15 protein-coding genes are annotated in these 20,286 nt (G+C 71.4%); 3 read left to right on the plus strand and 12 right to left on the minus strand.

Going from position 1 to position 20,286, the window contains the following annotated elements:
- Positions 1-29: 29 nt before the first annotated feature.
- The 11 genes from murC to mraZ form a co-directional block, all read right to left on the minus strand.
- Positions 30-1,436: a UDP-N-acetylmuramate--L-alanine ligase gene (murC, locus tag ABZU75_RS08615; protein WP_355550929.1), complete on the minus strand. Its 1,407-nt coding sequence runs from the start codon at positions 1,434-1,436 to the stop codon at positions 30-32.
- 116 nt (positions 1,437-1,552) lie between these two features.
- Entirely contained in the window at positions 1,553-2,641 is a 1,089-nt protein-coding gene (murG, locus tag ABZU75_RS08620) for an undecaprenyldiphospho-muramoylpentapeptide beta-N-acetylglucosaminyltransferase (RefSeq protein WP_355550931.1), read from the minus strand.
- 14 nt (positions 2,642-2,655) lie between these two features.
- The gene (gene ftsW, locus ABZU75_RS08625) at positions 2,656-3,936 is read right to left on the minus strand and encodes a putative lipid II flippase FtsW (RefSeq protein ID WP_355550933.1); all 1,281 of its coding nucleotides are present in this window, start codon (positions 3,934-3,936) and stop codon (positions 2,656-2,658) included.
- Entirely contained in the window at positions 3,933-5,354 is a 1,422-nt protein-coding gene (gene murD, locus ABZU75_RS08630; RefSeq protein ID WP_355550936.1) for a UDP-N-acetylmuramoyl-L-alanine--D-glutamate ligase, read from the minus strand. The genes ftsW and murD overlap by 4 nt, the downstream gene beginning before the upstream one ends.
- A complete protein-coding gene (gene mraY, locus ABZU75_RS08635) occupies positions 5,336-6,394 on the minus strand; it encodes a phospho-N-acetylmuramoyl-pentapeptide-transferase (RefSeq protein WP_030909848.1) in 1,059 nt (352 codons plus the stop codon). Before mraY ends, murD begins: the two co-directional genes overlap by 19 nt.
- The gene (gene murF / locus ABZU75_RS08640) at positions 6,391-7,959 is read right to left on the minus strand and encodes a UDP-N-acetylmuramoyl-tripeptide--D-alanyl-D-alanine ligase (RefSeq protein ID WP_355550938.1); all 1,569 of its coding nucleotides are present in this window, start codon (positions 7,957-7,959) and stop codon (positions 6,391-6,393) included. The genes mraY and murF overlap by 4 nt, the downstream gene beginning before the upstream one ends.
- 12 nt (positions 7,960-7,971) lie before the next feature.
- Positions 7,972-9,516: a UDP-N-acetylmuramoyl-L-alanyl-D-glutamate--2,6-diaminopimelate ligase gene (locus ABZU75_RS08645; protein ID WP_355550940.1), complete on the minus strand. Its 1,545-nt coding sequence runs from the start codon at positions 9,514-9,516 to the stop codon at positions 7,972-7,974.
- 40 nt (positions 9,517-9,556) lie between these two features.
- Positions 9,557-11,443: a penicillin-binding protein 2 gene (locus ABZU75_RS08650; protein WP_355550942.1), complete on the minus strand. Its 1,887-nt coding sequence runs from the start codon at positions 11,441-11,443 to the stop codon at positions 9,557-9,559.
- Between the two features lie 920 nt (positions 11,444-12,363).
- Entirely contained in the window at positions 12,364-12,807 is a 444-nt protein-coding gene (locus tag ABZU75_RS08655; RefSeq protein ID WP_355550944.1) for a hypothetical protein, read from the minus strand.
- Between the two features lie 58 nt (positions 12,808-12,865).
- Entirely contained in the window at positions 12,866-13,858 is a 993-nt protein-coding gene (gene rsmH, locus ABZU75_RS08660; protein ID WP_350924515.1) for a 16S rRNA (cytosine(1402)-N(4))-methyltransferase RsmH, read from the minus strand.
- Between the two features lie 226 nt (positions 13,859-14,084).
- Positions 14,085-14,516: a division/cell wall cluster transcriptional repressor MraZ gene (mraZ, locus tag ABZU75_RS08665; RefSeq protein ID WP_350924513.1), complete on the minus strand. Its 432-nt coding sequence runs from the start codon at positions 14,514-14,516 to the stop codon at positions 14,085-14,087.
- A gap of 491 nt (positions 14,517-15,007) precedes the next feature.
- Between mraZ and ABZU75_RS08670 the strand changes: the two genes are divergently transcribed.
- Genes ABZU75_RS08670 through ABZU75_RS08680 form a run of 3 tightly spaced genes read left to right on the plus strand, consistent with a single transcriptional unit; the run spans position 15,008 to position 19,649 of the window.
- On the plus strand, positions 15,008-15,985 hold the full coding sequence (locus ABZU75_RS08670) for a MoxR family ATPase (RefSeq protein WP_350924511.1): 978 nt from the start codon (positions 15,008-15,010) through the stop codon (positions 15,983-15,985).
- Complete coding sequence (locus tag ABZU75_RS08675; protein ID WP_355550948.1) at positions 15,982-17,238, plus strand: DUF58 domain-containing protein; 1,257 nt, start codon at positions 15,982-15,984, stop codon at positions 17,236-17,238. The genes ABZU75_RS08670 and ABZU75_RS08675 overlap by 4 nt, the downstream gene beginning before the upstream one ends.
- Positions 17,235-19,649 carry a DUF3488 and transglutaminase-like domain-containing protein gene (locus ABZU75_RS08680; RefSeq protein WP_355550950.1) on the plus strand — a complete coding sequence of 805 codons (2,415 nt, stop codon included), beginning with the start codon at positions 17,235-17,237 and terminating at the stop codon, positions 19,647-19,649. The genes ABZU75_RS08675 and ABZU75_RS08680 overlap by 4 nt, the downstream gene beginning before the upstream one ends.
- 109 nt (positions 19,650-19,758) lie before the next feature.
- Here ABZU75_RS08680 and ABZU75_RS08685 read toward each other — a convergent pair whose 3' ends face one another.
- A complete protein-coding gene (locus ABZU75_RS08685) occupies positions 19,759-20,160 on the minus strand; it encodes a DUF3040 domain-containing protein (protein WP_030909878.1) in 402 nt (133 codons plus the stop codon).
- Positions 20,161-20,286: the final 126 nt, after the last annotated feature.

Genomic DNA, 20,286 nt, shown 5'->3' on the forward strand with positions numbered 1-20,286 from the left:
CTCCGGCGACCCGCGCCCGCTGGCATGGGTCACCGCGCGGCCAGCTCCGCCACGATCCTGGGACCCAGCTCGGTCACGTCGCCCGCGCCCATGGTCAGGACGATGTCCCCCGGCCTGGCCAGGCTCGCGACCAGGGCGGGCACGCCGTCCCGCTGGGGGGCGTAGGCCACCCGCTCCGCGGGCAGCGGCACCTTGCCCGCCACCAGCGCCCCCGACACGCCGGGCTCAGGATCCTCGCGGGCGCCGTAGACGTCCAGGACGATGGCCTCGTCGGCCAGCCCGAGCGCGATGCCGAACTCGTCGGCGAAGAACCTGGTGCGCGAGTACAGGTGCGGCTGGAAGACCGCGATGACCCTGCCGTCTCCCGAGAAGGACGCCACCACGTCCCGCGCCGCGCGCAGGTCGGCGGCCAGCTCGGTCGGGTGGTGGGCGTAGCTGTCGAAGACCGCCACCCCGCCCGCCTCACCCTTGGCCTCGAAACGGCGCTTGGCACCGGTGAAGGCCGCCAGACCATCACGGATCTCACCAAAGGAGACACCCAGCTCCCCCGCCACCGCGATGACCGCGGCCGCGTTGAGCGCGTTGTGACGGCCCGGGACCGCGAGCCTGACCTCCCCGTGCCCGTGGACCGTGAAGGTGATGCCCAGCCCCTCGGGAGAGATCCCGCCCACCCGCAGGTCGGCGTCCTCCGCCGCACCGTACGTGATCACCTTCAGGCCGCGGGCGCGGGCGATCGGGACCAGCGCGGCGGAGCCGGGATCGTCGGCGCAGACGACCATGGTGTCGGCCACCCGCTCCACGAACCGGGCGAAGCTATCGTAAACCGCACGCGGGTCACCGTAGTTGTCCAGATGGTCCGGCTCGACGTTGGTCACCACGGCGATGTCGGGGGCCAGCATGAGAAAGGAGCCGTCGCTCTCGTCGGCCTCGGCGACGAACACCCCGCCCGAGCCCTCGTCGGCGCCCAGCCCCGTCGTCACCAGCTGCCCGCCCACACAGTACGAGGGGTCGGCGCCGCACTTCTGCAGCGCCACGGTGAGCATCGAGGTCGTGGTGGTCTTGCCGTGGGTGCCGGCCAGCGCGACGCCGGTCCTGCCCGCCATGACGGAGGCCAGCGCGGCGGCCCTGGGGATGACCCGCAGGCCCTGGCGGAGCGCCTCGCCCAGCTCGGGGTTGGAGTCGCGGATCGCGGTGGAGACCACGACGGTGTCGACCTGCTTGATGTGCGAGGCGGCGTGGCCGATGTGCACCCTGGCCCCCAGCTCCCGCAGCTCGGTCGCCATGTCCGACCCTCGCGCGTCGCTGCCCGAGACCTGCACGCCCCGTTTAAGCAGGATGCGCGCGATTCCGGACATCCCAGAACCGCCGATCCCGATGAAGTGGACCCGTCCCAGGTCTCCGGCCGCAACCGGATCCACCAGCTTGACCAGGCTCATCGGCCGCTCACCCCTCCTCGTTCGCCGCGCGGACGCCCTCGTCCCGCCCTGCCCTCTCGCCGGAGGCGAGCGCGGGCAGCCCCGCGCTCACCGCGTCGGATCCGCTCCGCGCCCATTCAGCCTCTCCCTCGCACCGCGACCTGCAGCACCCTGTGCGCCAGCGTCACGTCGGCGTCCTTCCTGCCCATCTGAGACGCCGCCTCGGACATGGTGACCACACGTTCGGGGTCGGACAGGATGGGCAGCACGTTCTGAATGATCCACTCCGCTGACAGCTCGGCATCGTCGATCATCAGGCCCCCGCCGCCCTGCACGATCGGCGCGGCGTTGAGCCGCTGCTCGCCGTTGCCGTGCGGCAGCGGGATGTACGCGGCTGGCAGGCCCACCGCCGTCAGCTCGGCGCAGGTCATCGCGCCGCAGCGGCACAGGGCGAAGTCGGCGGCGGCATAGGCCAGGTCCATCCGGTCGACGTACTGCAGCACGACATACTGCGGGTCGCCGGGCGGCGGTTCCTCCTCCAGCGTGTTCTTCGGGCCGATGACGTGCAGCACCTGCACTCCGGCCCGGCGCAGCACGGGGGCGGCGGCCAGGGCCGCCTGGTTGAGCGAGCGGGCCCCCTGGGAGCCACCGGTGACCAGCAGCGTGGGCAGGTCGGCCTCCAGACCGAACCAGGATCTGGCCTTGTCGCCCATGGACAGCCGGTCAAGGTTGACGATCTCACGGCGCAGGGGGATGCCGATGTACTCGGCGTGGTTCAGCGGCGTGTCCGGATGGCCGGTGAACACGTGGTCGGTGAGGCGCGCGCCCAGCCGGTTGGCCAGGCCGGGGCGCGGGTTGGCCTCGTGGACCACGATCGGCACGCCGCGCCGCCGCGCCGCCAGGTAGGCGGGGGTCGCCACATAGCCGCCGAAGCCGACCAGGACGTCGGCCTGGACCCGGTCCATGATGGCGGCGGCCGCGTTGATGGCACCCGCCAGACGGCCCGGCACGCTCAGCAGCTGGGGTGTCAGTGTCCGGGGCAGCGGCACCGCGGGCACCAGTTGCAGTTCATACCCCCTGGCCGGAACCAGCCTGGTCTCCAGACCTCGCTCGGTGCCGAGGCAGGTGATCCCGATGTTGGGGTCGAGTTGGCGCAGCGCGTCGGCCAGAGCCAGCGCCGGTTCGATATGACCGGCCGTCCCGCCGCCGGCGAGGACCACCCTCATGTCGGTCCTTTCGCTTATCGTCTTCCACGGCCCGGCCGTCGTTTCCTGGCCGGACCACCCAGGCCAAGCCAGCTTAGGCCCCGCGCCACCGGTCCGGGGCCATGGGCCGCGAGAGCCTCGCGGGCGCCGGGTTCGTGCTTGGCGAACGACAGGAGCATGCCGAGGGCGGCCAGGGTGGGCAACAGGGCCGACCCACCGTAGGAGACCAGCGGCAACGGGATACCGGTGATGGGCAGCACGCCGATGACGGCGCCGATGTTGACGATCGCCTGACCGGCGATCCAGGCGACCGCGGCGGCGGAGGCGAGCCGGACGAACGGGTCCTTGACCCGGGTGGCCACCCGCAGGCCCGCGTAACCCAGCAGCCCGAACAGGGCCACCACGACGAGCGTGCCCATCAGTCCGAGCTCCTCGCCGAGGATGGAGAAGATGAAGTCGCTCTCCGCGTGCGGGATCCAGCTCCACTTCTGCCTGCTGGACCCCAGGCCCAGCCCGAACCAGCCGCCGCTGCCCATCGCGATCTGCCCCTGCACGGCCTGGAAGCCGGCCCCCTGGGCGTTGCCCCACGGGTCGAGCCAACCCGCGATCCGTGCCGAGCGGTAGCCCTCGGTGCTGATCATGACGATGGTCGCGAGCACCGCCACCGCGAGGATCCCGCCGAACAGCCTCAGCGGCGCGCCCACCACCCAGAGCAGCGACAGGAAGATCATCATCAGCACCAGCGTGGTGCCGAGGTCGCGCCCCATCATGACCATGACGGCCAGGATCGCGGTGCCCGGCATCAGCGGGATGAACAGGCTGCGCCACTCGATCAGGCCGTTGCGCGCCCTGCGGGCCAGCAGGTCGGCCCCCCAGATCGTCAGCCCGAGCTTGGCGGGCTCGGACGGCTGCAGGTAGATGGGGCCGAGGTCGATCCAGCGCTGGGCGCCGAGCTGGGAGGTGCCGACGAACAGCACCAGCACCAGCCCGAGGATCGACAGCGCCATCAGCGGGTAGCCGGCGAGCCTGAAGAACCGGGGCGGCAGCTGGGCGCAGATCCACATCAGCGGGAGGGCGATCCCGGCCGAGACCGACTGCTTGAAGAACCAGTAGAAGGGATCTCCCTTCTCCTGCAGCGCCTCGATGCTGGATGCCGACAGCACCATCATCAGGCCGAGGACGAGCAGCAGGGCGCTGCACCCCAGGATCAGGTAGTACGAGGTCAACGGCCGGTTGAGCAGCTCGCGGAAGGCGATCAGGTGCTCGCGGAAGCCGTCCTGACCCCGGGGGGCGCTCTCCTGCGCCGTCGCGCTCACGCCCGTCCCCCGTCATGCCCTGCGGCGAGACGGTGCACGGCTCGGGCGAACGCCTCCCCTCGCGCGGGATAACCGGAGAACATGTCCCAGGAGGCGCCGGCCGGGGCCAGCAGCACGGTGTCTCCGGGGGCGGCGAGCCTGGCGGCTTCGGTGACGACACGGTCCATGACCCCAGTGTCTTGCCCGGCCACCTCCACCACCGGAACATTCCCGGCGTGTCGCGCCAGAGCCTCGCGAATTCGTTCGCGGTCGGCGCCCAGGAGGACCGCACCGCGCAGGCGGGGCGCGGCGCAACGTACCAGCTCGCCGACGTCCGCGCCCTTGAGCTGCCCGCCCGCCACCCAGACGATCGACGGGTAGGCGGCCAGCGAGGCGGCGGCGGCGTGCGGGTTGGTGGCCTTGGAGTCGTCCACGTAGTCGACCTCGGCGACCCTGGCCACGTGCGCGATCCGGTGGGGGTCGGGCACGAAGGCCAGCAGGCCCTCGCGCACCGCGGCGGCGCTCACCCCGTAGGCCCTGGCCAGTGCCGCGGCGGCGAGCGCGTTGGCCACGTTGTGCGGCGCGAACGGGCGGACGTCGTCGAACGAGGCGAGTTCCTCCGCGTTGGCCGCGGGATCGGCCACGAACGCCCGGTCCACCAGCAGGTCCTCGACCACGCCGAGCCGGCCCGGTGAGGGCACGCCGAGGGTGAAGCCCACGCTGCGTACCGCCGTGCCCTCGTACGGCGCGGCGAGACGGGTCGCCCACTCGTCATCGGCGTTGTACACGACGATCCCGGCTCTGGCGAAGATCTCCCCCTTGACCCGGGCGTACTCCTCCATGGAGCCGTGCCAGTCGAGGTGGTCCGGCGCCACGTTGAGCACCGCGGCCGCGTACGGGGCGATGCTGGGCGAGCGGTGCAGCTGGAAGCTGGACAGCTCCACCGCCAGCACGTCGCCGGCTCCGGCGACCGCCTCCACCACCGGGGTGCCGACGTTGCCGACGGCGAGCGCCCGGTGCCCGGCGACCAGGAGCATCGAGGTGAGCATCCGGACCACGGTGGTCTTGCCGTTGGTACCGGTCAGCGCCAGCCAGGGAGCGGCTCCGCCCGGGCGGAGCCGCCAGGCCAGCTCGACCTCGCCGATCACCTCGATCCCCGCCGCCGCGGCCGCGGCGAGCAGCGGGTGGTGCGGCGGCCAGCCCGTGGTGACGATCAGCGAGGTGCCCTCCGGGGGCTCCACGGGCTCACCGAAGCGGACCTCGACACCGAGCTCGGCGAGCTCGCCCGCGAGCGCCCTGGCCCGCTCGCCGTCCCTGCCCTCCAGGACGACCACCTTCTCGCCCCTCGCGGCCATCGTGCGGGCCACGGCCGTGCCCGAGACCCCCAGCCCGGCGACGCAGATCACATGGCCTTTCCCACTCACAGCCTGGGCATCCATTCCACGTAGAAGATCCCCAGCCCGGCGGCCGCGCACAGGGCGGCGATCAGCCAGAAGCGGACCACGATGGTCGTCTCGGCCCAGCCCTTCAGCTCGAAGTGGTGCTGGAGCGGGGCCATCCTGAAGACCCGTTTACCGGTCATCTTGAAGGAGCCCACCTGGATGATCACCGACATGGTGATCAGCACGCACATCCCGGCGAGGATGATCAGCAGGAGCTGGGTCCTGGTGGTGATGGCCAACCCGGCGAGCACGCCGCCCAGGGCCAGCGAGCCGGTGTCACCCATGAAGATCTTCGCGGGTGGGGCGTTCCACCACAGGAAGCCGACCAGCGCGCCGAGCACCGCCGCGGCGACCACGGCCAGGTCCAGCGGGTCGCGGACCCAGTAGCAGTTGGGCCCGAGCTGGGTGGTGCAGCTGTTGCGCAGCTGCCAGTTGCCGATCAGCACGTACGAGGCCAGCACCACACCGGTGGCACCGCTGGCCAGGCCGTCGAGACCGTCGGTGAGGTTCACCGCGTTGGAGAAGCCCACGATCATGATCAGCACCCAGATGATGAACCCGATGAGCCCGATGGAGGGGCCGAAGTCCCTCAGGAACGACAGGCGCGTCTCGGCCGGGGTGATCAGGTAGGCGTTGGGGAAACGGGTCACCAGGACCGCGAAGACCGCGCCGACGATGAGCTGGCCCAGCGCCTTGGCACCGCTGCGCAGGCCCAGGCTGCGCTGCTTGTAGATCTTGATGAAGTCGTCCAGGAAGCCGACCGCGCCCAGGCCCGTCATCAGGAACAGCACCAGGACCGCGGAGACCGTGGGCGGCGTGAAGCTGTAGAGGTGGGCGCAGGCGAAGCCGACCAGCGCGGCGATCACGATCACGGTGCCGCCCATGGTGGGGGTGCCGCGCTTGTCGTGGTGGCCGGAGGGGCCCTCCTCCCTGATGCTCTGCCCGTAGCCGCGCCGGGAGAACAGCCGGATCGCCAGCGGCGTGCCCAGCATGGACAGCAGCAGGCTGATCGCCGCCGCGACGAGGATCTCCCTCATCGGCGATCACCCCCGAGCAGCGCCGCGGCCACCCGCTCGAGGCCCGCGGCGCGCGGTCCCTTGACGAGCACGACGTCACCGGGGGCCAGCAGCGCCGACAGCTCCGCGCCCGCCTGTGCCGCGTCGGCGGCGTGCGAGACCCGGGTGGCGCCCTGGACCCCGGCCGCCGGGGCGTCACCGAAGGCGACGACGGGCGAGAGGCGGGCCACCGAGCCGGTGCCCGGCGGCTCTCCCGCGCCCGGCGGGCCGCCCACGGCGCGGGCCTCCGCGTGCGAGGTCGGTCCGGCATACGCGGCCGGGGCGCCGGCCGCCGGTACGCGGCCCGCGGCCTCCCGTACGGCGGCCTCCGCCCCGGCCAGGATCGGGTCGGCGTCGGGGCCGACGACGAACAGGCCGGCGAGACCCGCGCCCCCGGCCAGCCGGCCCAGCTCCTCGTTGAGCGCGGGACCGTCCTTGCCCAGCTCGCGCAGGGAGGCGATGACCGCGAAGCGGCGGCGATCGCCCGCGAGCGCATCCAGGGCGCCGAAGGCGGCGCGCATGGAGTCGGGGTTGGCGTTGTAGGCGTCATTGATCACGGTCACCCCGTCCTCGCGGTCGGTGACCTCCATCCGCCAGCGGCTGCGGGGCTCGGCCTCCGACAGCTCCTCGGCGATGGTGGCGACCGGCAGGCCGAGCTCGTAGGCGGCCGCCGCGGCCGCCAGCGCGTTCTCCACCGCGTGCTCGCCGTACAGGCGGAGGCCGACCGGGGCGGCGCCGGACGGGGTGCGCAGCGTGAAGGAGGCGCGCCCCCGATCGTCGACGGTCACGTTCTCGGCCCGCACGTCGGCGCCGGAGGCCCGGCCGTACCAGGTGACGCGGGCACCGGTGCGTCCGGCCATGGCGGCCACCAGCGGGTCGTCGATGTTGAGCACGGCCACGCCGTCGGCGGGCAGCGCCTCGACCAGTTCGCCCTTGGCCCTGGCGATCTCCTCCTTGCCCCCGAAGACGCCCAGGTGGGCGGTGCCGACGTTGAGGACCACGCCGATCCTCGGCGGGGCGATACGAGTCAGGTGGGTGATGTGCCCGGCTTCGCGCGCGCTGAGCTCGAGCACCAGGTAGCGGGTGTCCTCGTCGGCCTTCAGCACGGTCAGCGGGTGGCCGATCTCGTTGTTGAACGATTCGACGGGGGCGACCGTTGGACCGATCCTGGCGGTGAGCCTGGCCAGCAGGTCCTTGGTGGTGGTCTTGCCCGCCGAGCCGGTGATGCCGATGACCGTGGTCGCCGGCAGTTCGGCGCAGACGGCGGTGGCCAGGCCGGTCATGGCCGTCACGGTGTCGCCGACGATGACGGCGGGGACGTCGACGGGCCGGGAGGCCAGCACGGCGACCGCCCCGGCCTCGATGGCCTGGGCGGCGAAGTCGTGCCCGTCGACCCGGTCACCCTTGATCGCGACGAACAGCGACCCCGGTTCGACGGCGCGGGAGTCGATGACGACCGGGCCGCGCACCACCGCGCGTGGGTCGGCCATGCCCGCGAGGGCCCCCGAGGTGATCTCGGCGATTCTGGCCAGCGGCAACGGGATCATGATGCGTCTTCCCTACTCTCCATACGTGCTTCGGCGCCCGGTGCGGTTCCGGCGCCTGACGATCGCGTCGGCCACGACCTGCCTGTCATCGAAAGGAAGCACCTGGTCGCCGATGTACTGGCCCTGCTCGTGACCCTTGCCGGCCACGACGACGACGTCACCGAAACCCGCCCGGCCAATGGCCAGGTCGATGGCCGCGGCACGATCAGGCTCAATGATCACATGTGCGCGTCCGTCCTGGGACACACCGAGAACTCCGTCCATCATCTCCGCGAGGATCCGCAGGGGATCCTCAGAGCGGGGGTTGTCGCTGGTGAGAATAGCCACATCTGCCAGCCTTGCGGCGGCTTCTCCCATCATTGGGCGTTTACCACGGTCACGGTCACCCCCGCAGCCAAGGACCACAATGAGCCTGCCCGCGGTGACCTCGCGCAGCGAGCACAGGACCGACTCGACCGCGCCGGGCTTGTGCGAGTAGTCGACGATGGCCTGGAAGTCCTCCCCGCCGGGAACCCGCTCCATCCGGCCCGGAACTCCTGCCAGCGTACCTATGCCCGCCACCGCGGTTCGCAGCGGCACACCGGCCTCCACCAGTGCGACGACGGCGCCCAGGGCGTTGGCCACGTTGAAGGGGCCGGGCAGGGCGATCGTCGCGGCCTCCTCCACGCCGCCGGGGCCCACGATCTTGAAACTGCTGCCCTCGGGTCCCAGCCGCACGTCCACGGCCCGCCAGTCGGCCTCCACGGCGCCCTCGGCGGAGAAGGTGGTCATCGGGATCTTCGCGGTGCCGAGGAGCTCCCGCCCGTGGGCGTCGTCGATGTTGACGACGCCCACCCTGCTCATCTCGGGGGTGAACAACCGGGCCTTCGTCGCGAAGTAGTCGTCGAGATCCCGGTGGAAGTCGAGGTGGTCCTGCGACAGGTTGGTGAACAGCGCCACGTCGTAGGACACCTCGTCGACCCGGCCCAGCGCCAGCGCGTGGCTGGAGACCTCCATGGCCGCGGCGGTGACGCCCTGCTCGCGCATCAGGGCGAACAGGCCCTGCAGGTCGCTGGCCTCCGGCGTGGTGAGCTTCGGCGCGAAACGCAGCTCACCGACGTGGATCTCCACGCCCCCGATCAGCCCCGGCCGGTGTCCTGCGGCCCGTAGTCCGGCCTCCAGCAGGAAAGTGGTGGTGGACTTACCACTGGTGCCGGTGACGCCGATGACCATCACGTCCGCCGCGGGATTGCCGTACACCCAGGCGGAGACCTGTCCCAGCAGGCGGCGCGGGTTGGGCACGACGAGGACCGGCAGGCCGGTCGCGACCGCGGCCTGTCTGCCCGCCTCGTCGGTCAGGATCGCGGCGGCACCCGCGGCGAGGGCCTGCGCGGAGAAGTCGGCCCCGTGGGCCGTGGCCCCCGGCAGCGCGACGTAGAGATCTCCACGACACACCTGGCGCGAGTCGATGGTGATCCCGGACACCGCGGCCAGCGGCGCTCGTGACGTGCCCGAGGGCGCGCCGATGAGGCTCGCCAGCCCGGAGAGCGGACGGGGTGAACTGGTTGAGGGTCGCATGGACGACGGGGGATGCACGGCGAGAGCGTACCTTCACTCGTCACCTCCCTGCGCGTATCCGCACCGGGGAGGGCCGGGTTCCGGTCGGGGGAATCTTCCCGCTCTTCAACGCGAACGTCATCAGCTGCTTGAAGACCGGGGCGGCGATCTCCCCACCGTAGTGGCCCTGCTGGGGATCCTGGAGCACTGCCAGGACGACCAGGCGGGGCTTGTCCACGGGAGCAAAACCAACGAACGTCGCGGTATATCCGCAGTAGCCCTGGCATCTGGTGTCATAGCGCATCGCGGTGCCCGTCTTGCCCGCCACCCGGTAACCGTCGATCGCGGCGAGGTTGCCGGTGCCCTCCTCGCTCACGGCGGCCTCCAGCATGGCGGCGATCTCCCGCGCCGTACGCTCACCGACCACCCGGGTCCGCTCACCCGGTGCGGACGGCGTGAACGCGCCGTTCTCGCCGGTCGTACCGGCCACGATCTGCGGGGTGACGCGCACCCCGCCGTTGGCGATGGTCTGGTAGACGCTCGCCGTCTGGATCGCGGTCACCGAGATGCCCTGGCCGTAGGCGATCGTGCAGCGCTGGCTGCCCGACCAGTCCTTCCAGTCGGGCAGGAGCCCCGCCTCCTCCCCCGGCAGCCCGGTGCCGGGTTTCGCGCCGAAACCGAAGCGCTGGAGCATCGAGTGGAGCTTCTCGTCGCCGATCTTCTGGGTGGCCAGGATCGTGCCCACGTTGCTGGAGGTCGCCACGACGCCCGAGAAGGTCAGGCGCTCGGTGGCGTGCGGGTGGGAGTCCTTCAGCACCCGGTCGGCACACCTGATCTGGTCGGGGACGGTGAACAGGGTGTCCGGCCGCACGGCCCCCGACTCCAGCGCCGCCGCGGCGGTGATGACCTTGTTGGTGCTGCCCGGTTCGAACACGTCCGTGACCGACCGGTTGACCCGGTCCTCCACCGGGGAGTCCTTCCAGTTCCTCAGGTCGAGCTCCGGCGCGTTCGCCATGGCGATCAACTGACCGGTCTGCACGTCCATCACGATGGCGCTGCCGGTGCGCGACCCGGTGGCCTTGACCTGCTCGCTGATCGCCTTCTGCGCGGCCCACTGGACGTCGCGGTTGATGGTCAGCCGCACGTCCCTGCCCTCGACCGGCGCCCGCAGGGTGCTGCGGGTCATCGGGATGCGCTGCCCCTTGGCGCCCGTCTCGATGATCTGCTCGCCGTCCCGGCCCGCGAGCAGCTTGTCGTAGGTGCTCTCCAGCCCGGCCAGTCCTGTGCCGTCGGTGCCGACGAAACCCAGCAGGCTGCCCGCCAGGTCACCGCCCGGGTAGTCACGCCGGTAGCGGTGCTTGCTGCCGACGCCCTTGAACTCGTACGCCATGATCCGCTGGGCGAGCGCGGGATCGACGGCAGCGGCGAGCTGCTCGTAGTGGCTGGTGCCGTCGGCCAGCTTGGCGGCGATCGGATCCTTGGCCTCGTTCAACTCCTTGGCCAGGACCGTGGCCACCCGGTCGCGCTGCGCGGCGACCACCTGAGAGGGGTCCACGAAGATCTCGCGCGCCTCCAGGGTCAGCGCGAGCTCGTGTCCGTTGACGTCGGTGATCGAGCCCCTTCTCGCGGGCAGCTTCTCACCCTGTACGCGCTGCTTGGCCGCCTCGGCGGTGTAGACCTTCGAGTCGAGGCCCTGAAGCTGGATGAGCCGCCCCGCGAAGATGGACAGCACGAAGGTCATCGCCATCAGGCCGATGCCGATCCGCCTGCGGGGGTTGCCCAGGCGCAGCACCGCGGACGGGCGCGCCGGAGGCCGCGGTGGCCTGCCGCCGCCGCGTCCCATCGCGCGCGTGTACTCCTGCTCCTGGGGCCGCTCGTCCCCGCGCCTCGGCGCGGGTCTCGCCCGGCCCGGCGGGCCCGGTGACTCCTGGGGTCGTGCGGACCGCACCGGTCCACGCGCGCTCTCGGAACCGGTGGGCCTGCGCGGCGCCGAGGGGCCGCCGGGCCTGCCGGAGCCACCCGTCGCCCGGAGCGCGGAGGGGACGTCCGGGGCCCCGGAGGCGCCCCTGCCCGGACGCGCGCCCGGCCGGCCGGGCGCGCCGAGGACGGGCGGCCTCGCGCCGGGCCCCTGCCTGCCGGTGGCACCCTGCCGCCCCGGAGAGCCGGATCTGCCGGACGTGCCCGCGGCCGGCGGCCTCGCCGGAGAGCCGGACCTGGCGGGCCTATCGGATTTATCAGATTTATCAGATTTATCGGATCTGCCAGGTCTGCCGGTGCCCTCCGAGGCCGCCGGCCTGCCGGGCGAGCCCGTCCTGCCGGGACCGCCGGAGGTGGAGGCCCGGCCGGAGCCGCCCGAGGCGGGCGGCCTCGCGGCGGAGCCCGACCTGCCGGTCCGCCCTGCCCCCTGGCCCTTACCGGCTCCTTCGGCGGAGGATCGCCCCCTGGCCGCACCGGACGCCTTCTCGTCTCCCTGTCCCCTGGCCGGAGAACCCGCCCGGCCGGAGCCCGTGGTGGACGGTCTGCCCGAAGAGCCCGCGCGACCGGAGCCGGACGACCTGCCCGAGGAACCGGGCCTACCCGGCCCGTCGACGCCCTGCCCCCGGCCGGCGGAACCAGACGATCTCGACGAGCCGGACCTGCCGGACGCCGGGGGCCTGCCCGGGGAGGCGGGCCCGCCGGGGCTGTCGGGGACACCGGGAGCACCGGAAGGCCCGGTGCCGTCGGAACCGGGCTTGCCGGGGACGTCCGAGGCTCCGCCGGGACCGCCCGTCCGGCCGGGGCCGCTGGGAGACCGGCGGCCGGAGTTTCCCGCCGATCCGCCCGAGGAGCCGCCGCGGCCCTGTCCGGGCCCTCGTCCGCCGCTCTCTCTCACCGGCCCGTGCCCGGCACTCGCTCCTGCCCTGCGGGCGTCTGACCGTCGCTGGCGGCACTGCTGGCGGGTTTGTCGGGGGTGATGACGCGCGCGGTGTCCCAGTCGGGCCCAAGCCCCTGGTACTCGTTGTTCTTCGCGACCGCGTCGGGCATCTCCCTCCGCATGTTCTCGCTCTGCTTCGCCTCTTTCTCGATGCGCAGCCCACTGATCTCCTTGCGCAGCCCGTTGGCCCGGAAGGAGTCCTTGGCGAGCACGGCGTTCAGCAGCAGCAGGCTGACCAGGCCGCCGCAGAGCAGGCCGACCACGAGCAGCAGGAAGGGAGCCCTCGGCGCCCGCGCGCGACGGGCCGCGGGAGCCGCCTGGGCCGGCGCGGCCGGACCGGAGACGGGCCTGACCGGACCGCTGCGGCGCCCCTGCGGCATCGCGCGGGGGACACGCACGGGACGCGCGCCGCGACCGGGCACGGCACGGCTGGGCGCGGCACGTCGGACGTCTGTCTCACTCCTCGTCAACTGCCTCACGGATCCTCTCTGCCGCCCGACACCGGGCAGAGGCCGCCCGCGGGTTGCGGGCCACCTCCTCTTCGCTCGGAAGCTCGGCTCCCCTCGTCAGGAGCGCGAACCGCGGCTGGTGAGCCGGCAGCGGGACAGGGAGGCCAACAGGGCCGGTGTCCCTGGTCCGCGCGGTGATGACCTGCTTTGTCAGCCGGTCCTCGAGGGAGTGGTACGCGAGCACGACGACGCGCCCGCCCAGCGTCAATGCGTCGAGCGCGGCTGGGAGCGCGCGTTCCAGCGCCGTCAACTCCGCGTTCACCTCGATCCGCAACGCCTGAAAAGTCCTTTTAGCGGGGTTGCCCCCGGTCCTGCGCGTAGCGGCGGGGATCGCCGTCCGGACGATCTCCGCAAGCCGCTTGGTAGACGTTATGGCCTCCCTGGCCCTTTCCTTGAGGATTAGATGCGCGACACGCGGGGCGAATCGTTCTTCTCCGTAATCCCGCAGGATCCGGATCAGCTCGGCGGCCGGATAGGTGTTGACCACGATCTCGGCCGTGAGCTCCTCGTCACGGTCCATCCGCATGTCCAGCGGCGCGTCGTAGGAGTAGGCGAAACCACGCTCGGCCTCGTCCAGTTGCGGGGAGGAGACCCCCAGGTCGAACAGGGCCGCGTCGACCCGGGGGTGGCCGGCGTCGGCCAGCACCTCGGAGAGCTCGTCGGAGACCGCGCGCACCAGCGTGATCCGGTTCGCGTACGGCGCGAGCCTGGCCGTGGAGCGCTCGATGGCGGTGGGGTCGCGGTCGATCCCGATCAGGTGGAGCGAGGGGTGTGCGGCGAGCAGCGCCTCGGCATGGCCGCCGAGTCCGAGGTTGGCGTCGACGAGCACCGGGGCGGGGCGGGCCAGCGCCGGAGCGAGCAACTCCAGCACCCGGTCGAGCATGACCGGGACGTGTCCCCCCGGCGCCTGGAGATCATGGCTGTGGTTCTCGGCGCGCATGAAGCGCAACCCTCCTTATTTCCCGCCCCGTCCCATGGACGCGCGGCGGACGCTCACCGGTGTCTTGAAACTGGCCCCCACCCCCGGGGCCGTCCGGCCAGGTCCCCATCCGCACCCGCGTATCCGTCCGTCACCTGACACCGGGGAAGGTGCATCAGCTGACGGGCAGGTGGTTGCGGGTGGAGACCTCGCCGAACGACGTTTTACCGATGAGTCGACCGTGGAGTCACAAAATCCCTGGCAGCACCTCCTCCGACAGATCGGCGAAAGCCTGCTCTTGGTCGGCCAGATAGGCGCTCCAGGCGTGCGCGTCCCAGATCTCCAGCCGGGTGTTGGCTCCGATGACCACGCAGTCACGGCGCAGGCTGGCGTATTCGCGCAGAGCCTGCGGAACGGTGATCCGTCCCTGCTTGTCGGCGACCTCGTCGGATGCGCTGGCGAAGAGGACACGACTGTAGTCACGGACCGCCTTGGCGGTCACCGGCGCGTTGCGCAGAGCCTCGGTTATGCGCTGGAACTCCTCTACGGGAAAGACGTAGAGGCAACGCTCCTGGCCTTTGGTGATCACCAGACCCTCCGCCAGCTCCTCACGGTACTTCGCCGGCAGGAACAGCCGTCCCTTCTCATCGAGACGCGGGTGGTGAGTGCCGAGGAACATCGGCTCCACCTCCCGTGCCCAGCGGAAAACCAGGCGTCGCGGCCTTGCCCTCCACTGCGCACCACCATACTCCACTTCTCTCCACCGTCAACTGATTCCGCGCCTCTTCACGGCAGGTTTCGTCGACATTTCCCCAGTTCAAATGGGGTGGTGCGGAGTGGAGGGGGTAAGCGGCCCGTCATACGTCATGGGCGTGTCGGGAAGATTGCCGAATAGTCCAAAGATCATGAAATGGACTGTAAGGCGGTGAAGAATGATGGAAGGTGAAACAGCACCATGCCCGTCACAGGATCGACACGTCACTCGCACAGGAACGCGACGATCATGGCGCACACTGTGGCTGATCACCCGAAATCATCCTTGATGACCACATAAGGTCGCCGTTGGAACGCGCGGCGCCGTAGGGTCGTAAACAGAATGAGTAACGGGATCGCAAAGATTCCGCAACGGCAACCCCCGGCGCACAACCGCCGCATCCTCATGGAGGCCTGGTGGCAGTAACTCATGACGTCTCACCTCAGCTCGATGATCTTGTTGTCACCGCGCACCGGATCCGCCAGTCGATCGAATCGGTGATCGAAGGCAAAAGTGACGTCATCCGCCTGACCTTGACCGTACTACTCGCCGAAGGCCACCTGCTCATCGAGGATGTGCCCGGAGTCGGCAAGACCATGCTCGCCAAGGCATTGGCGCGCTCCATCGACTGCCCGGTGCGCCGGGTGCAGTTCACCCCCGACCTGTTGCCGAGCGACATCACCGGGGTGAGCGCCTACAACCAGCAGACCAGGGAGTTCGAGTTCAAGCCGGGCCCGGTCTTCGCCAACATCGTGGTGGGCGACGAGATCAACCGTGCCTCCCCGAAGACCCAGTCGGCACTGCTGGAGTGCATGGAGGAGCAGCAGGTCACGGTCGACGGGGCGACCTACCGGCTGGACTCCCCCTTCATGGTGATCGCGACACAGAACCCGATCGAGATGGAGGGCACCTACCCCCTGCCCGAGGCTCAGCGCGACCGGTTCACCGCCAGAATCGCGATGGGCTACCCGGCCCCCTCCGCGGAGCTGGAGATGCTCGACGTGCACGGCGCCGCCTCCCCGCTGGACAAGCTGGAGCCGGTGGCCACCACCGAAGAGGTGCGGGCGCTGATCGAGGCGGTGCGCGGGGTCTACGTCTCCCAGCCGATCAAGAAGTACGCGATCGACCTGGTGACCGCCACCCGCCAGTCCCCCGACCTGAGGCTGGGCGCCTCTCCTCGCTCGACCCTGCAACTGGTCAGGGCCTCGCGGGCGCACGCGGCGCTCGCCGGCCGCGACTACGTCATTCCCGACGACCTGCAGGAGCTGTCCATCCCCGTGCTGGCGCACCGGCTGCTGCCCAGCATCGAGGCTCAGGGGCAGCGCCGCCCGCCCGAGCAGGTGATCGCCGACCTGGTCCGCCGGGTTCCCGTTCCCGAGGCCCAGGCCCGGTGACCTCCGGCCTCAAGGCGCTCACCGCCCGCGGCCGGTCCTTCATCGCGTCCGGCGTCGCGGCGCTGCTGTGCGCCTTCCTCCTCGGCGAGCACGACCTGCTCAGGATCGGCGTGCTGATCGTCTCGCTGCCGCTGCTGGCGGCCATGGTGGTCGCCCGCACCCGCTACCGGCTGAGCTGCGCGCGCCGTCTGGATCCGCCCAGGACCGAGGTGGGCAGCGAGGCCACCGTGACGCTGCGGCTGGAGAACGTCACCCGGCTGCCGACCGGTCTGCTGATGGTCGAGGACACCGTTCCCTACGCCCTCGGCGCCCGGCCCAGGTTCGTGCTGGACCGGGTGGAGCCGCAGGGTATCCGGGAGATCGACTACCGGGTCCGCTCCGACCTGCGCGGCCGCTTCACCATCGGCCCGCTCTCCATCCGGATCAGCGATCCCTTCGGCCTGGTCGAGCTGACCAGGTCGTTCACCATCAGCGACACGCTGATGGTGACGCCCCAGGTGGTGGCGCTGCCCCAGGTCCGTCTGGTCGGCGAGTGGACGGGCGGCGGTGACAGCCGTACCAGAAGCGTCGCGGCGGCGGGGGACGACGACGTCGCCCCGCGCGAGTACCGGCAGGGCGACGACCTGCGGCGGGTGCACTGGCGCTCGACCGCCAGGCACGGCGAGCTGATGGTCCGGCGCGAGGAGCAGCAGTGGCAGAGCAGAGGTGCGCTGCTGCTGGACACCCGGCGGTACGCCCACCGGGGTGAGGGCCCGCGCTCGTCGTTCGAGACCGCGGTCTCGGCCGCCGCCTCCATCGGCGTGCACCTGGCCCATGAGGGTCTCGGCCTGCGCCTGGTCACCGACCAGGGGGCCGAGCACCTCACCGACAGCGGGCTGAGCCTGTCGCTGCTGGACACCCTGGCCGTGGTACGGGCCAGCCCGGCGCGGTCGCTGGAGTACGGCGTCGGCGCGCTGCGCCAGGGCGGCGGCGACGGGCTGATCGTGGCCGTGCTCGGCAAGATGGACCTCGACCAGGCCCAGGAGCTGGCCAGGGTCAGGCACGGCAACATGACCGGCGTGGCCGTGATGCTGGACGTGGCGGGATGGGAGCATCCCGAACTCGGCGAGAACGAGGACTTCCAGGCGGCGCGGGCGGTGTTGACGGGGACGGGCTGGCGCGTCGTGCGACTGGCCGCCGGCGCCTCCGTCGCGAGCGTGTGGCAGGACACCGCGCAGCGCGGGCGATCCTTGGCGAGCAGGGGCAACGCATGAGACTTCCCATCGCGTCGGGCGTGGCCACGGGAGCGGTCGCGATCGCGCTCTATCCCCTCTTCCAGGGCGGCGCCTGGTTCTGGACCAGCCTCGGCGCGATCCTGGTCGTGACCGGGATCGGCGTGCTGGCCGGCCACTACAGGCTGCCCGGCTGGCTGGTGCCGCCCGCCCAGGTGCTCGCGGTCTGGATCTACCTGACCACGGTGTTCACCGGCGACGAGGCGTGGGCGAGGGTGGTGCCCACGAAGGAGTCGGTCCTGGCACTGGCCGAGCTGCTGGCGACGGGCTTCGCCGACATCCAGCGGTTCGCCGCCCCCGTGCCGGACAGCGACGGAATCGTCCTGCTCACCTGCGGCGGCGTCGGCCTGATCGCGATCACCGTCGACCTGCTGGCCGCGCGGCTGCGCAGGGCGGCCCTCACCGGGCTGCCGCTGCTGGCGCTGTTCACCGTCCCGGCGGCGGTGGTCGCCGAGCCGATCAGCTGGCCGGCGTTCATCATCGGTGCCCTGGGCTATCTCGGCGTGCTCGTCGCCGACGGACGGGAGCGGGTCAGCCACTGGGGCCGGGCGGTGCTGGTGCGCCGGACGTCCCCCTTCACCGTCACGCGGCCCTCCTCCGATGCCGGGACGCTACGGCTGTCCGGCAGGCGCATCGGTTTCACCGCGATCGTGCTGGCCGTCCTGCTGCCCTTGCTGCTCCCTCCGCTGGAGCCCAACCCGCTGTTCTCGTTCGGGGTGGGCAACGGCAAGGGTGGCGGCAACTCGATCAGCATCCCGAACCCCATCGTCAACCTGCGCGGCCAGCTGTCGCTGCCGGAGAACTCCACGGTGCTGACCTACACGGCCAGCGACGGCGCGGCGCGCTACCTGCGGATGTACTCCCTCGACGTCTTCGACGGCGAGCAGTGGACGATGTCGGAGCCCAGGGGCCGCCCCGAGGACCGGACCTCCGACTCACCCATGCCACCGCCCCCCGGCCAGGACGTGGACGTGCCCGTCACGCCGGCGACCCTCGACATCACGGTGAGCGAGCAGGTCAGGAGGCTGAGTTTCCTGCCACTGCCCTACCCCGCGTCCAGGGTCACGGTGGAGGGCGACTGGCGGCCCGACCGCGACACGCTCATGGTCTTCTCCACCAGGAACACCGCCGAGGGCCTGACCTACCAGGTGGTCACCGCCGAGCCCGAGCCCACGGCGGAGAAGCTCAGGGCGGCGGATCCGGCGGCCCCGGCGATCAAGGAACGGTACCTGGGACTGCCGGAGAGCCTTCCCGGGGAGATCAGGGAACTGGCCACCCGGGTGACCAAGCGCGACTCCAGCCAGTACGAGCAGGCGATCCAGCTGCAGGAGTTCTTCACGGAAAAGGGCGGGTTCACCTACGACCTGTCCACTCAGGGGCACGACGGCCCGGCGCTGACGGAGTTCCTGATCCGCAACAGGACCGGCTACTGCGAGCAGTTCGCCGCCTCCATGGCGGTGCTGGCGCGCGTCCTGGGCATCCCCTCCCGGGTCGCCATCGGCTACACCGGAGGCGGCAACCTGTCCGGACAGTGGCAGGTGCGCACCCATGACTCGCACGCCTGGCCCGAGCTGTACTTCGAGGGAACCGGATGGCTCCGTTTCGAGCCCACACCGACGGGCGGGGCGGGCCAGGGCAGCGCGACGGTGCCCTCCTACACCCGGCCCGAGGTGACGTCGGCCACCCCCGACGAGCCGATCACGGCCCCGTCGGCGGACCCCGGCGACTCCGACCCCACCGGCGGGGCGGCGGCCGGCCGCCGTGACCGGACGCTCGACCTCGACTCCGGCGGCCTGCCGATCGCACTGGACGAGGGCATGCCGCCGGCCGCGCGAATCGGCATCGGAGTCGTGATCGCGCTGCTGGTCGCGCTGATTCCGGCGGTGATCCGCTGGCAGCTGCGGGCCCGCCGCGGCAGGTACTACACCCGGCAGGTCAGGGATCCCGACGGCGAGGATCCGACCGGCGCCACGGCACTCAGGGTCAAGCGGCGGGAGTCGGCGGTGAGGGCGTCCTGGGCCGAACTCGATGACGCGCTGTGCGACTACGGGATGTCACGGCAGCCGAGTGAGAGCCCGCGCGCGCTGGCCAGGCGGCTGACGGAGCAGTACGGGTTCGAACCGGAGGCCGCCGCCGCGCTGGGGAGGATCACCTCGGCGGTGGAGCGGACGCTCTACGCCAGGACCCCGGGTGAGACCGGCACGCTCCGTGCGGACCTGCGAAGTGTGCGGCGGGCGCTGGCCGCCACCGCGACCCGTGGCAGGCGGATCAGGGCTGTGCTGCTGCCGCCCTCCACGCTCCTGCGGATGCGGGGGCTCGGCGGGCGGGTGCTGGACGGCTTCGACCGGCTGGAGAACATCCGGCTCCGCAGGCCGGCCAGGAAGGGCGCCTGAGCAGGGCGGGTTCACCGGATGGCAGGGGCCGCTTCCAGTCGGGAGCGGCCCTCGTCGTCAGGGGGTCGGGGAGGAGATCCGCCGCCGCGAACGGCGGCGAGCCCGGCGGCTAGTGCTCGTCGTTACGACGGCGCCAGCGCTCCTCCATGCGTTCCATGAAGCTCTGGCGGGAGCCACTGCGGCGTCCCCCCTTGCCCCGCGGCTGATCGGACGGTACGGCCGCGCCGGCCTCACCGAACCCGTTCATCCGCTTCCAGCTGGACAGACCCCACAGACACGCGGCGAGCATGACCACGAAACCGCCGACGCCGAGCGGGATGTTGATGATCACAACGCCGACCATCAGCAGGACGACACCCAGGATGAAGCCGATGGAGGCCTTCACCAGGCGGCGCCTGTAGTGGCTGCGGGGATCACTGATCCTGACGGTATTGGCCCACTTCGGGTCCTCGGCGTAGAGTGCCTGCTCGATCTGGTCGAGCAAGCGCTGCTCGTGCTCAGAGAGCGGCACGGCGCCTCCCAAGGACAGCCCCAGGACGGGGAAGACGGTGACGGACGACACGGGGTGTCCGAACCTCGCGGTCGGTTATCCCCAGAATACGAGGCTGTAGACGTAGACGAAAGAAAACGTCCAACG

This window comes from Streptosporangium sp. NPDC005286 (assembly GCF_040607515.1).
GTDB lineage: Bacteria > Actinomycetota > Actinomycetes > Streptosporangiales > Streptosporangiaceae > Streptosporangium.